The 14,100-nt window shown below is 74.3% G+C and carries 11 protein-coding genes; 7 read left to right on the forward strand and 4 right to left on the reverse strand.

Translation table 11 applies throughout. The features are described from left to right. The first annotated feature begins 2 nt into the window (after positions 1-2). Both ACIBQ8_RS30570 and ACIBQ8_RS30575 read left to right on the forward strand, forming a co-directional pair. Entirely contained in the window at positions 3-1,046 is a 1,044-nt protein-coding gene (locus tag ACIBQ8_RS30570) for a ketoacyl-ACP synthase III family protein (protein ID WP_397171924.1), read from the forward strand. Between the two features lie 22 nt (positions 1,047-1,068). Beyond that, positions 1,069-4,881, forward strand: a complete 3,813-nt coding sequence (locus tag ACIBQ8_RS30575; protein ID WP_397193572.1) for a type I polyketide synthase — start codon at positions 1,069-1,071, stop codon at positions 4,879-4,881. An 84-nt stretch (positions 4,882-4,965) separates the two neighbouring features. On the opposite strand, the gene ACIBQ8_RS30580 is transcribed toward ACIBQ8_RS30575, so the two are convergent. After that, complete coding sequence (locus ACIBQ8_RS30580; protein WP_397193573.1) at positions 4,966-5,553, reverse strand: TetR/AcrR family transcriptional regulator; 588 nt, start codon at positions 5,551-5,553, stop codon at positions 4,966-4,968. An 85-nt stretch (positions 5,554-5,638) separates the two neighbouring features. Between ACIBQ8_RS30580 and ACIBQ8_RS30585 the strand changes: the two genes are divergently transcribed. Next, positions 5,639-6,601 carry an alpha/beta fold hydrolase gene (locus ACIBQ8_RS30585; RefSeq protein ID WP_397193574.1) on the forward strand — a complete coding sequence of 321 codons (963 nt, stop codon included), beginning with the start codon at positions 5,639-5,641 and terminating at the stop codon, positions 6,599-6,601. Positions 6,602-6,638: 37 nt separating this feature from the next. Here the strand turns inward: ACIBQ8_RS30585 and ACIBQ8_RS30590 are convergent, their stop codons facing one another. Beyond that, on the reverse strand, positions 6,639-7,091 hold the full coding sequence (locus ACIBQ8_RS30590; protein WP_397171916.1) for a MarR family winged helix-turn-helix transcriptional regulator: 453 nt from the start codon (positions 7,089-7,091) through the stop codon (positions 6,639-6,641). Between the two features lie 63 nt (positions 7,092-7,154). Here ACIBQ8_RS30590 and ACIBQ8_RS30595 point away from each other — a divergent pair, with 63 nt between their 5' ends. Continuing rightward, positions 7,155-8,279 carry an FAD-dependent monooxygenase gene (locus tag ACIBQ8_RS30595; protein WP_397171914.1) on the forward strand — a complete coding sequence of 375 codons (1,125 nt, stop codon included), beginning with the start codon at positions 7,155-7,157 and terminating at the stop codon, positions 8,277-8,279. Here the strand turns inward: ACIBQ8_RS30595 and ACIBQ8_RS30600 are convergent. Further along, on the reverse strand, positions 8,257-8,901 hold the full coding sequence (locus tag ACIBQ8_RS30600; protein ID WP_397193575.1) for a hypothetical protein: 645 nt from the start codon (positions 8,899-8,901) through the stop codon (positions 8,257-8,259). The two genes, ACIBQ8_RS30595 and ACIBQ8_RS30600, sit on opposite strands and share 23 nt — an antisense overlap. 87 nt (positions 8,902-8,988) lie before the next feature. Here ACIBQ8_RS30600 and ACIBQ8_RS30605 point away from each other — a divergent pair, with 87 nt between their 5' ends. The 3 genes from ACIBQ8_RS30605 (at position 8,989) to ACIBQ8_RS30615 (ending at position 11,420) form a co-directional block, all read left to right on the forward strand. Beyond that, positions 8,989-10,038 (forward strand): sensor histidine kinase, encoded by a 1,050-nt coding sequence (locus ACIBQ8_RS30605; protein WP_397171910.1) that lies wholly within the window; start codon positions 8,989-8,991, stop codon positions 10,036-10,038. Further along, positions 10,035-10,673, forward strand: a complete 639-nt coding sequence (locus ACIBQ8_RS30610) for a response regulator (protein WP_397171908.1) — start codon at positions 10,035-10,037, stop codon at positions 10,671-10,673. Before ACIBQ8_RS30605 ends, ACIBQ8_RS30610 begins: the two co-directional genes overlap by 4 nt. Positions 10,674-10,805: 132 nt before the next feature. Then, on the forward strand, positions 10,806-11,420 hold the full coding sequence (locus ACIBQ8_RS30615; RefSeq protein WP_397171906.1) for a hypothetical protein: 615 nt from the start codon (positions 10,806-10,808) through the stop codon (positions 11,418-11,420). A 142-nt stretch (positions 11,421-11,562) separates the two neighbouring features. Here the strand turns inward: ACIBQ8_RS30615 and ACIBQ8_RS30620 are convergent, their stop codons facing one another. Further along, positions 11,563-14,100, reverse strand: coding sequence for an ATP-binding protein (locus ACIBQ8_RS30620; RefSeq protein WP_397193576.1), 2,538 nt, complete (start codon positions 14,098-14,100; stop codon positions 11,563-11,565).

Below are 14,100 nucleotides of genomic sequence, written 5' to 3' on the forward strand. Positions count from 1 at the left end.
TCATGCGGTACGCGGACACCTACATCGGCGGCGTGGGAACCTACCTGCCCCGGACCGTCGTCAGCGTCGAGAAGGCCGTCGCCAAGGGCTGGTACCCGGCGGCGGACGCCGAGCTGCACAACCTGGCCGGGGCGGTGGTCGCCGGCGACGTGCCGGCTCCGGAGATGGCCCTGCACGCGGCGCGCAGCGCGATAAAGCGCAGCGGCCGGGCGCCGGGCGACCTCGACCTCCTCCTGTACGCCTCGACCTGGCACCAGGGCCCGGACGGCTGGCCCCCGCACTCCTACCTGCAACGCCATCTCGTCGGCGGGGACGTCCTGGCCACCGAGATCCGGCAGGGCTGCAACGGGATGTTCATCGCCCTGGAACTGGCGGCCGGCCACCTGGCCGCCGCTCCCGGCAGGCAGGCCGCCCTGCTGGTCACCGCCGACAACTACGGCACCCCGCTGATGGACCGGTGGCGGATGGGCCCCGGCTACATCGGCGGGGACGCCGCCGCCGCGCTCGTCCTCACCAAGGACCGCGGGTTCGCCCGCCTGGCGTCGGTCTGCACGACGACGGTGGCCGAGGCCGAGGAGCTGCACCGGGGCAGCGAACCGCTGTTCCCGCCGGGCGTCACGGTCGGGCGCCGGATGAGCTTCGCGGCCCGCAACGAGCAGTTCCGGCAGCAGGTCATGCCCCAGGGCGAGGCCGGCGCGGCGTTGTTCAACATCCAGCGGGCGCTGATGGAGATCGTCGAGCGCGTCTTGGACGAGAGCGGGATCGAGGCCCGCGACCTGGCCCGCGTGGCGTTCATGAACTACTCCGAGGAGATCGTCGAACAGCGGTGCATGGCCGTGGTCGACCTGCCCATGTCCCGCTCCACCTGGGACTACGGCCGCACCATCGGCCACTGCGGGGCCGGCGACCAGGTCCTGTCCCTCGACCACCTGCTCACGACCGGGCAGCTGGGCCCCGGCGACCACCTGCTCATGCTCGGCACCGGGCCAGGGGTGACCGTCTCCGGCGCCGTGCTCGAAATCCTCGAAACTCCTCATTGGGCCTGACATCGAAGGGAAACGAACGCAGATGGTCGACACTCCGCGCGGCGCCAGGGTGGAACCAGTCGCGGTGGTCGGGATCGGATGCCGTCTTCCCGGCGACGTCCACTCGCCGGACGAGTTCTGGGACCTGCTGTGCGCCGGCCGCAACACGACCGGGCCGCTGCCCGCCGGACGCTGGCGCCGCTACGAGACCCGCAGCCCCGAGGACGCCGCCGCGCTGCGCGACGGCGTGCGGCACGGCAGCTTCCTGAGCGACATCGAGGGCTTCGACGCCGAGTTCTTCGGCCTGTCGCCCCGCGAGGCCGAGCTGATGGACCCCCAGCAGCGGATCCTCATGGAGACCGCGTGGGAGGCCCTGGAGCACGCCGGCCTGCCGCCGCACGAGCTGGCCGGGACCGACGCCGGGGTGTTCGTCGGCGTCTGCACGGCCGACTACGGCGGCCGGCTGCTGGAGGACCTGCCCGAGATCGAGGCGTGGACCGGGATCGGCGCCGCGACCTGCGCCGTGGCCAACCGCATCTCCTACTCCCTCGACCTGCGCGGCCCCAGCATGGCGATCGACACCGCCTGCTCGGCGTCGCTGGTCGCGCTGCACCTGGCCGCGCAGAGCCTGCGGCTCGGCGAGAGCGACGTCGCCCTCGCCGGCGGCGTCAACCTGCTGGTCACCCCCGGCCAGACCCTCACGCTCGGCACCGCCGGCGCGCTGGCGCCCGACGGGCGGTCGAAGTCGTTCGACGCGGCGGCCGACGGCTACGGCCGCGGCGAGGGCTGCGGCGTGGTCGTGCTCAAGCGCCTGTCCGACGCGCAGCGCGCCGGCGACCGCGTGCTCGCGCTGGTCATCGGCAGCGCCGTGAACCAGGACGGGCACACCAACGGCATCATGGCGCCGTGCGGCGAGGCCCAGGAGCACGTGATGAACCGGGCCTGCAGGCAGGCGGGCGTCGCGCCGTCCACGGTCGACTACGTCGAGGCGCACGGCACCGGCACCCGGCTCGGCGACCCGCTGGAGGCGGGCGCGCTGTCCTCGGTGTACGGCGCGGGGCGGCCCCCGGGCGACCCGTGCCTGATCGGCTCGGTGAAGTCCAACATCGGCCACCTCGAAGGCGCCGCCGGCATCGCCGGGGTCATCAAGGCGGTGCTCGCCCTCGACCGCGGGGAGATCCCGCCGAGCGTGCTGTCCGCGCTCAACCCGGCCGTCCCGTGGGAGTCCTCGGGCCTGCGCGTGGTGACGCGGCGATCGTCCTGGCCGCAGCGCGACCACCCGCGCCGGGCGGGCGTCTCCAGCTTCGGGTACGGGGGCACCGTCGCGCACATCGTGCTCGAACAGGCCCCGCCGCCCCGGCACGCGCAGGCGGAGGAGGCGCCTCCCCGGGCGGAGCGGCTCTTCCCGCTGTCGGCCGCGTCGGAGCAGGCCCTGCGTCAGTACGCGGGCCGGCTCGCCGATCACCTGGGCACGGGCGTCGACCCGGCGTCGGCGGGGCACACGCTGGCGCTGCGGCGCACCCATCTGCCCCGCCGCGCCGTCGTGATCGGGACGGACGGCGACGAGCTGGCGGCCCACCTGCGCAGGCTCGCCGACGACGTGCCGGCCGAGGCGGTGCTCACCGGCGACGTGCTGCCCGAGCTCGGCCCCGGGCCGGTCTGGGTGTTCTCGGGGCAGGGCTGCCAGTGGCGCGGGATGGGGCGGGAACTGCTCGCCGTGCCGGACTTCGCGTCCCTGGTCGACGAGGTGGAGCCGATCTTCGCCGAGGAGATCGGCTTCTCGCCGCGGCAGGTCCTGGCCGACGGCGAGCTCGACTCGATCGACCGCGTGCAGACCATGATCTTCGTGATGCAGCTCGGCCTCGCCCGGCTCTGGAACGCGTACGGGGTCGCTCCGCGGGCCGTCATCGGCCATTCCGTCGGCGAGATCGCGGCGGCGGTGACGGCCGGCGCGATGACCGTCGCCGACGGCGCCCGCCTGATCTGCCGCCGCTCGCGGCTGCTGCGGCAGGCCGAGGGCAAGGGGGCCATGGTGATGGTCGGCCTGTCCTTCGAGGAGGCGGCGGAGCGGCTGGCCGGCCGGACCGACCTGGTGGCCGCGATCTCGTCGTCGCCGGTCTCCACCGTGCTGTCCGGCGACGTCGCCGCGGTCGAGGCGGTGGTGGAGGACTGGCCGGCCGAGGGCATCGTGGTGCGGCGGGTGGCCTCGGACGTCGCCTTCCACAGCCCGCACATGGACCCGCTGGCCGTCGAGCTGGCCGCCGCCGTCGCCGACCTGTCGTTCGGGCCGCCCCGCATCCCCATGTACACGACCGCGCTGGCCGACCCCCGGGCGATGCCCGTGCCGGACGGCGCGTACTGGGCGGCGAACCTGCGCGACCCCGTGCGGCTGACCGCGGCGGCGACGGCCGCGGCCGAGGACGGCCACCGCGTGTTCCTGGAGATCTCCCCCCACCCGGTGGTCGCGCACTCCGTCACTGAGACGCTGTCGGAGCACGGGTTCGAGGACGTGTTCGTCGGCACCTCGCTGCGCCGGAACCAGCCGGAGCTGCCGGCCTTCCTATCCGCGGTGGGCACGGCGCACTGCCACGGCGTCGAGGTGGACTGGAACCGGCTGCAGCCGTACGGCGGCCTCACCGACCTGCCGCCGTACGCCTGGCAGCACCGCCGCCACTGGCGCGAGGGCTCCGGCGACGACGACAACCGCGGTCACGACGTGCGCTCCCACACCCTGCTCGGAGCCGTGACCAGCCTCGCCGGCAGCCGCACCCGCGTGTGGCGGACCAGCCTGGAGGACGCCAACCGGCCCTACCCGGGCAGCCACACCCTCAACGGGGTCGAGATCGTGCCCGCCGCCGTGCTGGTCAACACGTTCCTGCACGCGGCCGAGGACGAGGACGTCACGCTCACCGGCGTGGAGATGACGCATCCGCTGATGACCGCGGAACGCCGGCAGGTCCAGGTCGTGCACGAGCCTCCGGCGGTCCGGCTCGCGGCCCGCACGCCGGCCGCCCCCGGCGAGCCGGAACCGGCCTGGCTGGTGCACGTCACCGCCGACGTGGCCGCTCCCGGCCAGGTCAAGCCCGACGTGCTGCCCGACGCCGGCGCTCTGACCGCGATCGACCCCGGGTTCGTGCATCAGCGGCTGGCCGCCGTCGGCGTGCCCTCGACGGGCTTCGACTGGACGATCGAGACGCTGCTGGGCGGCGACGGCGCGCTGCGCGCCACCGTCCGCACCGGGGACGCCGGGAGCTGGGCCCCGGCGCTGGACGCGGCGATGTCCGTGGCGCCCTGCGTGTTCCCCGGCGATCCGGTGCTGCGCATGGTCGTGCACATCGACGAGGTCGTGCTGACCGGCGCCCCGCCCGCGACGGTGGTCATCGACGCGGCCGTGGACCAGGGCGCCGACGACACCGTCCGGGCGCTGCTGGCCGACCTGGACGGCCGGGTGGTGGGACACCTCACGGGGCTGCGCTACCCGGTGATCGACGCGCCCGTCCCGGCCGAGGACGAGCTGGGCGGGCCCGCCGAGTCGTTCGCCGGGCTGGCGGCGGAGGATCTGCGCGACCGCGTCCTGCCCGAGGTGCGGGCGGAGATCGCGGCCGTGATGCGGCTGGCCCCCGAGGACCTGGCGGTCCGCCGTCCGCTGGTCGAGCAGGGGCTGGACTCGGTGATGACGGTCATGGTGCGGCGGCGTCTGGACAAGCGCTTCGGCTGCCGCCTGCCCGCGACCCTGCTGTGGCAGCAGCCCACCATCTCCGCGATCGCGGACCGGCTGGTGGAGCTGCTCGCGGCCGCTGGGCCGGAGGCGGCGGCGGAGGCTGTACCGGAGGGACTGCCCGCGATCGGCGGGTGAGAGCGCCGCGGGCGGCCCGGCGGGCGATCTCCCCGGGCCGCCCGCGGCGTCCCGTTGGGAGACCCGCCGGCCGGCGGCGTTCGGTCAGGAGCTCGCCGGTCGGTCGAGCCGGCGGAGCTGGTGGTCGAGGACCGCGGTCGCCTCCGCGATGTCCAGTTCCCCGACCAGCACCCCGTCGGCCAGCCCGCGCGCGAGCGCGAGCAGCACGTGAGCCTCCGCGCCCGCCTCGACGCCGGGGTCCGCGGCGGTGGCGGCCACGAGCGCGGCGATCTCGCGGTGCACCGCGTCGCCGCCCGCGCGGTACAGCTCGCGTACGTCGGGATCGGCGACGGCCCTGGCCAGGAACGCGTGCCCGGCCAGCAGCAGCACCGGAGCGCGCGAGCCCAGCTCGACGACGGCGAGCAGCGTGCGCCGCAGCGTGTCGGCCGGCCCGGCGGCCTCCCGCAGCGCCGCGCGGACATGGCCTTCGATCTCCTGCCTGAGCAGCTGCGCGCTCGCGCGCATCAGGTCGGCCTTCGCCCCGAAATAGTGCTGCACGAGCCCCTTGGAGACGCCGGCCTCCTGGGCGACCCCTCCGATGCTCACACCGGCCAGGCCGTCGCGGGCGCACAGCCGGAGCGCGGCGTGGGCGATCTCGGCCCGCCGCGCCGCGTGGTCCACCTGCTTCGGCACGGCCCCCCTTCCTTTGCGATACGAGTGTATCGTGACGTTGTTGCGATACGATCGTATCGCGAAGGGCGAACGAAGGATGCCGCACGTGAACGACCCTGTGGAAGCCAACATCGGAGCCGAGTTCCGCGCGCGGCGGCTCGGCCACTTCCGCGACGCCCCCGCCTTCGCGCGCTACCGCCGCGCCTACGACGACGCCATGGCCCGGCTCCCCGAACCCGGGCAGACCCACGACGTGGTGACCGGCTTCGGATCCGTCCGGGTCTACCGTTTCGGCGGCGGCGACGGCGTGCCGCTGCTCCTGCTGCCGGGGCGCACCTCGGCCACCCCGATGTGGGAGGCGAACCTGCCCGGCCTCGTCGCCCGGCGGCCGGTCTACACCGTCGACCTGCTCGGCGAGCCCGGCCTGTCGGTGCAGACCCGGGCGTTCGGCGGCGCGGACGACCAGGCGACCTGGCTGGCCGAACTACTGGACCGGCTCGGCCTCGGCCGGGTGCACCTGGTCGGGGTGTCCATCGGCGGGTGGAGCGCCTTCCACCTGGCCCTGCGGGTGCCGGAGCGGATCGCCTCGGTGAGCGTGCTCGATCCCGCCAACCTGTTCGGCCGGATCACCTGGAAGGTCGTCGTCTTCTCGCTGGGCTCGGTGGTGCCGTTCTTCCCCGAGTCGTGGCGCAGGAAGCTGCTGAGCTGGATCTCCGGCGGGGCCGACGCCTCCGCCGACGAGCCCGTCGCCAACCTGATCTCGGCCGGGATGCGGGACTTCACCGCCTTCCTGCCGCCGCCCGCGTACCCCACGGACGAGCAGGTGGCCGGGCTGGACGTGCCGGTGCTCGCGCTGATCGCCGGGCGCAGCATCATCCACAACCCGCGCAAGGCCGCCCTGCGTGCCCGCCGTCTGCTCGCCAGGGGCGTCGTCGAGTTGTGGCCGGACGCCTCCCACGCCCTCAACGGCGAGTTCCCCGACCGCGTCAACAGCCGCGTCCTCGCCTTCGCCGACGAGATCGACAGCGCCGGCGACAGCGCCGGGGGCGCCCCCGCCGACACGCACTGACGCCGCGATCCGGCGTGCCAGGCGCTGCCGGGGCGCCTCAGCCGGACTCCTCGCGGATCTCCTTGGTGGCCGAGCGGTAGGCGCGGGCGACGCCGGCGAGGAGGCCCAGCATCAGCGGCACCTGCTCCTGCGCGAACTGGCCGCGGATCTGCTCCAGGTGCCGCTCGGAGGTGACGCGGGTGGCGTGGTACTCGGCCATGCCGTCCTCCAGCAGTTCCACCGTGACCATGCGCCGGTCGCGCTCGCCGCGCACCCGCCGTACGTAGCCGGCCTTCTCCAGGCGGTCGATGAGCCGGGTCGCGGACGCGGACGGCAGCCCCAGTTCCTCCGAGATCGCCCCCACCGGGAGGGGACCGCGCATCTCCAGCAGGATGAGCGCCGCCACGTCCACATGGTGCACGCCGAGCCGGTCGGCGATGGCCTCGATGTGCAGCATGACCGCGATCAGGAACTCGCGGTAGACGTCCGCTTCTGGGTGGTTGTCGGTCACTCGCCACAATGTACTTCACAGCGATGTATCTTTGAATCGAAGTAACTTCGTTTTGGAGATAAAATGAACGTTGTCGTCATCGGCGCCGGAGTGGGCGGCCTGGCCGTCGCGCGCAGCCTGCTCGCCGCCGGCCACCAGGTGCGGATCTACGAACAGGCCACCACCATGCGCACGGGCGGCGCCGGGCTGAGCATCTTCAGCAACGGCGCCGCGGTGCTGCACGACCTCGGCGTCACCCTTGACGGCGTCGGCGGCCGGTTCGACCGGATCGACGCGCTGACCGCGGACGGCCGGCTGCGGCTCACCTCCGACATGGCCCACGCGGCCGCGCTCTACGGTTTCCCGAACAAGTCGGTCTCCCGCCGTCTCCTGCTGGAACGGCTGGCCGACGGGCTGCCCGGCGACCTGATCCGCTACGGCACGGCCTGCCGCACCGTGACCCAGGACGGCGACCGGGTGACCGCGACCTTCGACGACGGCTCGACGGCCACCGGCGACCTGCTGATCGGCGCCGACGGCCACCACTCGGTCGTCCGGCGCGAGTTGTGGGGCGACGTCCCCGTCCGGACGGCCACGTTCGGCACCTGGCAGGCCCTGAGCCGGATCGACATCGACCTCGCCCGCACCCATCTGCACCTCATGATCACCGGTAAGGAAGGTGCCTGCGGGATCATCCCCGCCGGTGACGGCAAGCTCCAGTGGTGGTTCGACGTGCGCTGGGCCCCCGGCGAGCCGCGCCCCGCCGCGCCCCTGGCCGAGCTGCGGCGCCGCTTCGGGCACTGGGCGTCGCCCGTCCCCGAGCTGCTCGCCCAGGCGTCGGAGGCCGACCTCGACTTCTTCGGCCACCACTGGCAGAAGGTGCGCAAGGAGTGGGGCAAGGGCCGCGTCACCCTGCTCGGCGACGCCGCCCACCTCATGCCGCCCACCCTCGGACAGGGCGCCAACCAGACCCTGGAGGACGTCTGGGTGCTCGGCCGCGAGCTGGCCAAGGGCGGCGACCCGGCGCAACGGCTGCGCGCCTACGAACGGGCCCGCTACCCGCACGTCAACCTGGTGTCCAGGCTGGCCCGGCGCAGCCCCGCCAACTGGCGCATCCCGCCGTTCGTCGGCCGGATGGTCTCCGAGACGTCCCAGAGCGGGTTGCTCGCCCGCTTCAGCAACCGCCTCACCGCCGCCCTCGCCCACTGAGAGCGGGCACGCCGGGTCGCGGGCTCCGGCGCCGGTGGTAGGCGTAGGTGACGGCGGCGAGCAGCGGCCCCCACAGCAGGAGCGGAAGGTAGCAGACGGCGAAGATCGCGGCCTCCCAGCCGCCCGCCTGGCTGGGGAAGTCCGGCGGGATCGGCTCGCCGCGCATGGTCACCCCGGCGAGCTCGGTCACGAAGGCCGCGGTCCACAGGACCGTGAGAATCACGGCGCCCGACGCCGCCGGAACGACGGCGGCCGGCGTCGGCACCCTGCGGCCACGCAACCCGGGGACCCAGCGGGGAAACCGCTCACCCCACGCGGCCACCAGCCCGACGGCGGTGAACGCCGCCAGCTCCGACACGATCGACAGGAGCACGACGTACAGCCGTTCACCGAGCCCGATCCCGCGGTCGAACGCCGCGGGCAACCGCCAGAGGCTGGACGGCAGCACGGTGAACGGCACGGCGTAGGCGGCGATCCGCGCCCAGCGGGGCACCCCGGCCACCGGCGCGTGGGCGGCCCGCCACGCCGTGCGCAGCCGCCCACCGGTCACCGGCGATCCCGCGGTCGCGGCGGCCACGGGGAGCGGCGCCGCGGCGCCGCGCGAACGATCAGTTCTCGTCATGGCGCTCACGCTAGGAACGACCGGGCCGCCCTGCCTCCCCCCGGCGGGGGAGTGCGGCCCCGGCGGCGTCGGCTAACGTCGGTCCACGTGAAACGCCCTCTCGCCCAGGCCGCGCGGGCCGGGGTCTACCAGCTCCTGGGCGCCGCGCTGCTGGCTCCGGTCGCCGCCGGGCTCGGCCTGCCGATCCTGGCCGAGCCGACGCCGGGCCGCCTGCTGGCGCTGTGGGCGGCGTGCCTGCCCGCCTCGGTGCTGCTCGCGCTGCTGCCGCTGACCCGCCGCCTGGAGGTGATCGCGCTGTCGGACCTGCTCGACGTGGACGTGCCCGAACGCGGTGACCGCCTCTACCTGGTGGCCCTGTCCAGCCTGCACCTGTACGTCGGCGGGACGCTCAGCGCGGCCGTCCTGGCGTTGTCCCCCGGCCTGCTGCCGCGGGCGTGGCAGGCGGCGCCCGGCCAGGTGGCCGAGGTGCTGCTGCTCATCGCCGTCGTGCTGGCCGCGATGGTCGCCGCCGGGCTCGGCCAGCGCTGGGTCGCGCGGCGGCTGCTGCGTTCCGAGCCGTCCCGGCTGATCGACGAGCTGGACCGCCGCCAGTCGCTCGCCCTGGAGCTGCACGACTCCGTCGGCCACGCACTCAGCGTCGTCCTGGTGCAGGCCATGGCGGCCGAGGCGGCGCTGCGCCGCGCCGCCCCCGAGCTCGCCGCCCAGTCGCTCGGCCACCTGACGACCACCGCCCGCAACGCTCAGCAGGAGCTCGACGTGCTGCTCGGCGTGCTCGACGACGGCGCGGCCGGCCGGACGCCCACCCTGGAGGCGCTCGGCACGCTCACCCGCGGCCTCGACGTCCGGGTCAGCGTCGGCCACCTCGGCAAGGTGTCGCCCACGACCTCGCGGGCCGCGTTCGCGATCGCCAGGGAGGCGCTCACCAACGCCCTGCGGCACGGGCACGGCCCGGTCACGCTCGCCGTCGCCGCCGCCGCCGAACTGACCCTGACCATGGACAACGCGACCCTGAGCAGGCCGGGGGAGCCGGGGCGCGGCCTTACCGGCATGCGCATGCGGGCCCGGCTCGCCGGCGGGACGTGCACCTGGGAGGAGGTGGGCGGAACGTGGCGCGTCCGGGCGAGCCTGCCGCTGTGATCCGGGTCGTCCTGGCCGACGACGAGCAGCTCATCCGCTCGGGCTGGGCGACCATGCTCTCCCTGCACGACGACATCGAGGTGACGGCCGAGGCCGCCGACGGACGAGCGGCGGTCACGGCCGGCGCCGGCGCGGACGTCGTGCTGATGGACATCCGCATGCCGGTCATGGACGGCCTGGCCGCGACCCGGGAGCTGGCCCGCCGCTCGCCGAGGACGCGCGTCGTCATGGTCACCACGTTCGAGAGCGACCAGCTCGTCTGGGGCGCCCTGCGCGCGGGAGCCGCCGGCTACGTGCTCAAACGCTCGCCCGCCGGCGAGCTGGTGGAGGCGGTCCGCCTGGTGCACCGGCGCGACGCGGTGCTCTTCCCCGACGCGCTGCGCCGCATCGCCTCGCCGCACGTGGGCAGCGCCCGCCAGAGCCTGCCCGTCGAGCCGACGCCGCGCGAGCTGGACGTCCTGCGGCACATCGCGCTCGGGCGAAGCAACGCGGAGATCGCCGCCGCGCTGCACGTCACCAGGGAGACGGTCAAGACGCACGTCGGCAACCTCCTGGACAAGCTCGGCGCCCGCGACCGCACCCAGGCGGCGGTGCTCGCCTACGAGCTCGGCCTCGTCGGCCCGGTCGGGGAATGATCCCTCTCAGGAGGGAGGTGGGGTACCGCATCCCGCTCAAGAGCGAGACGGGACTTCGCCCGCTCCGGCGATGTCCGGCAGGCCGCGGAAAACCAGGATTGGGGAGGTCATCACCGCTAAGGAGTCAACGAGATGAACCCCCGCATCGCCTTCGTCGCCGCCCCCGTGCTCACCTTCACCTACGGCGTCCTCCGCATCCTGGACGGCCTGGACGGCAGCCGCGGTCCCGGCCTGGCCTGGACGACCGGGCACCTGGCCTTCATCGGCGCCCTGGCGTTCTTCGCCGTGACCTTCCACGAGATGTGCAGGCTGGCCGGCCGCGGCCGTCTGGCGACAGGGCTGGCCGTAGCCGGATATGTCGGCATCACCACGCTGATCGCCCAGTTCTCCATCGACATCGTCGTGGGATTCCGCTCGGCCGACCACGCCGCGATGGGCGTGCTCTTCGACCAGGTCCAGTCGGTTCCCGGGGTGCAGCAGGTGGTCTACGACTTCGGGCCGATGTTGTTCTTCGTCGCCCAGATCGGCCTGGTCCTCCAGCTCGCCGTCCAGCGCCGCGTCAAGGCGTGGACGCCCGTCCTGGTGGTCGCCGACGTCATGGTGCCGTTCGTGGAGAAGGACCTCATGCCGCTGGGCGCCGCCTGCCTGCTGGTCTCCTTCCTGGCGATGGCCCGGGTGTCGCGGGCGTCCCGTGCGGCCGACGGCCGGCACCGCGTGGCCGAGCCCGCCGTACCGGCCGCCGTGTGACGATCGGGGTGCGACCCGTCGACCGCCTGGTGTCAGCACGCTGCTGAGGGGACGCGGCGCGGAGCCGCGGTTCACCTCCGCGGGCCGGACGGGCCCACGACGCCCGGCGACTGACACCCGGAACCAGCCCCGGGCGCGACGCTCACCGTCCGGGGGCGGCGGCGGGCAGGGTGAGGATCATGGTGAGGCCGCCCCCGGGGGTCTCGTCGGGCACGAGCGTGCCGCCCATGGCCTCGGCGAGCCCGCGGGACAGGGCCAGCCCGAGCCCGACGCCGGAGTGGTTGTCGCGGTCGCCGAGCCGCTGGAACGGCTGGAAGACGCGGTCGTGCGCCTCCGGCGGGATGCCGGGGCCGCGATCCATCACCCGGATCTCGACGTGGTCGCCGTGCCCGCTCGCGGTGACCAGCACGGTCCGGCCGGGCGGGCTGAAGCGCACGGCGTTGGACATGAGGTTGACCAGGACGCGTTCCAGCAACGCCGGATCGGCCAGCACGTCGGGCAGCTCGACGGAGACGTCCCCCTCGACGCGGTCCCGCAGCGGGCCGAGATCGTCGATGGCGCGCGGCACGATCTCTTCCAGCGCCAGCGGCTGAGCGCTCACCCCGAGCACGCCCGCCTGCAGGCGGCTCATGTCCAGCAGGTTGGCCACCAGCCGGTCCAGCTTGTCCAGCGACTCCTTGGCGGTGGCGAGCAGCTCGGACCGGTCCCGCTCCGACCAGGCGACCTCGGTGCTGCCCAGGCTCTCGACGGCGGCCTTGGCGGAGGCGAGCGGCGTGCGCAGGTCGTGGCTGACGGCGGCCAGCAGCGCGGTGCGCATCCGGTCGGCCTCGGCGAGCGGGCGGGCGAGCTCGGCCTCCTGCTGCAGGCGTTCCTGGCGCAGCGCGACGGCGGTCTCGGCGGCGAACGCCTCCAGCACCGTGCGGTCGGCGGCCTCCAGCGGCTCGCCCCTGGCCGCCAGGACCAGTTCCTCGTCGATGACGACGTCGGTGTCGGAGCGTCCCGGGCAGGTGGCGGGGGCGCCGCCGGAGGTCGCCACGATCCGCCAGGCGTCGGGGTCGGACTGCTGGTCGGGCACGCGGGCGGCCTCGGGCCGGCGTTCCAGCAGGGTGACGGAGGTCAGGCCGAAGGTCTCGCGCATGCGTTCCAGCAGCGAGGACACCGCGGCCTCGCCGCGCAGCACGTGACCGGCCATGGTGGACAGCAGCTCGGCGTCGGCGCCGGCCCGCGCGGCCTCCCTCGTCCGGCGGGCGGCGATGTCCACGATCGTGCTCACCGCCGCCGCCACCAGCACGAACACGACCAGCGCGAACAGGTTCTCCGGGGCGGCGATGGTGAACTCGCCGACCGGCGCGGTGAAGAACCAGTTGAGCAGCAGCGAACCGCCGACGGCCGCGGTGATGGCCGGCCACATGCCGCCCACCAGCGCGACCCCGACGGTGAGGCACAGGAAGAACAGGATCTCGCTGGGCAGCGACAGCATGTCGCGGAACGGCGCCAGCGCGGCCGTCAGCAGCGGCATCCCGGCCACCGCCAGCGCCCAGCCGCTCGCCCGCCGGGTGCGCGTGAGCGCGGCCCGCGTGCGGGCGGGCCGCCGGCGTCCCTGCTTGGCCTCCTCATGCGTGATCATGTGGACGTCGATCGAGCCGGACCGGGCGGTGGTCTCGACGCCGACGCCCCGGGAGAAGATCTGCGCGAAGCGCCCCCTGCGCGAGGCGCCGAGGACGAGCTGGGTGGCGTTGACGCCGCGGGCGAAGTCGAGCAGCGCCCGGGGGACGTCGTCGCCGACGACCTGGTGGTAGCTGCCGCCCATGTCCTCCACCAGCGTGCGCTGGCGGGCCAGGCTGGCCGGGTCGGCGCCGGCCAGCCCGTCGGCGCTGGTGACGTGCACGGCCAGCAGGTCGGCGCCCTTGGTGCGGGCGGCGATGCGGGCGGCCCGGCGGACCAGCGTGTCGCCCTCCGGCCCGCCGGTCAGGGCGACGACGACGCGCTCGCGGGTCTCCCAGGTGGTGGCGATGCCGTGGTCGGCGCGGTAGCGGTCGAGCTGGTCGTCCACCTTGCCGGCCACCCACAGCAGCGCGAGTTCGCGCAGCGCGGTGAGGTTGCCGACGCGGAAGTAGTTGGACATGGCGGCGCTGACCTTCTCCGGCGCGTACACGTTGCCGTGCGCCATGCGGCGGCGCAGCGCCTCCGGTGACATGTCCACCAGCTCGATCTGGTCGGCGCGGCGCACCACCTCGTCGGGCACGGTCTCGCGCTGCGGCACGCCGGTGATCTCCTGGACGACGTCGTTGACCGACTCCAGGTGCTGGATGTTCACCGTGGAGATCACGTCGATGCCGGCGTCCAGGATCTCGTCCACGTCCTGCCAGCGCTTGACGTTCTTCGAGCCGGGCACGTTGGTGTGGGCCAGCTCGTCGATCAGCGCCACCTTCGGCCGGCGGGCGATGACGGCGTCCACGTCGAGCTCGGTGAAGGTGGCCCCGCGGTGGACGACGGTCCTGCGCGGGATGATCTCCAGGCCCTCCAGGAGTTCGGCGGTGCGGGGACGGCCGTGGGTCTCGACCAGGCCCACGACCACGTCCCGGCCGCGTTCCCGCGCGCGGCGGCCCTCGCCGAGCATCGCGTACGTCTTGCCGACCCCGGGCGCCGCCCCGAGGTAGACCCGCAACCGCCCCCTCAT

This window comes from Nonomuraea sp. NPDC049646 (assembly GCF_044465525.1).
Classification (GTDB): domain Bacteria; phylum Actinomycetota; class Actinomycetes; order Streptosporangiales; family Streptosporangiaceae; genus Nonomuraea.

Bases quoted from the DNA above. Each gene is read 5' to 3' on its own strand.
- ACIBQ8_RS30620 (WP_397193576.1), bottom strand. From the start codon at position 14,100: ATGAGGGGGCGGTTGCGGGTCTACCTCGGGGCGGCGCCCGGGGTCGGC.
- ACIBQ8_RS30575 (WP_397193572.1), top strand. From the start codon at position 1,069: ATGGTCGACACTCCGCGCGGCGCCAGGGTGGAACCAGTCGCGGTGGTC.
- ACIBQ8_RS30595 (WP_397171914.1), top strand. From the start codon at position 7,155: ATGAACGTTGTCGTCATCGGCGCCGGAGTGGGCGGCCTGGCCGTCGCG.
- ACIBQ8_RS30570 (WP_397171924.1), top strand. From the start codon at position 3: ATGCGGTACGCGGACACCTACATCGGCGGCGTGGGAACCTACCTGCCC.
- ACIBQ8_RS30600 (WP_397193575.1), bottom strand. From the start codon at position 8,901: ATGACGAGAACTGATCGTTCGCGCGGCGCCGCGGCGCCGCTCCCCGTG.
- ACIBQ8_RS30615 (WP_397171906.1), top strand. From the start codon at position 10,806: ATGAACCCCCGCATCGCCTTCGTCGCCGCCCCCGTGCTCACCTTCACC.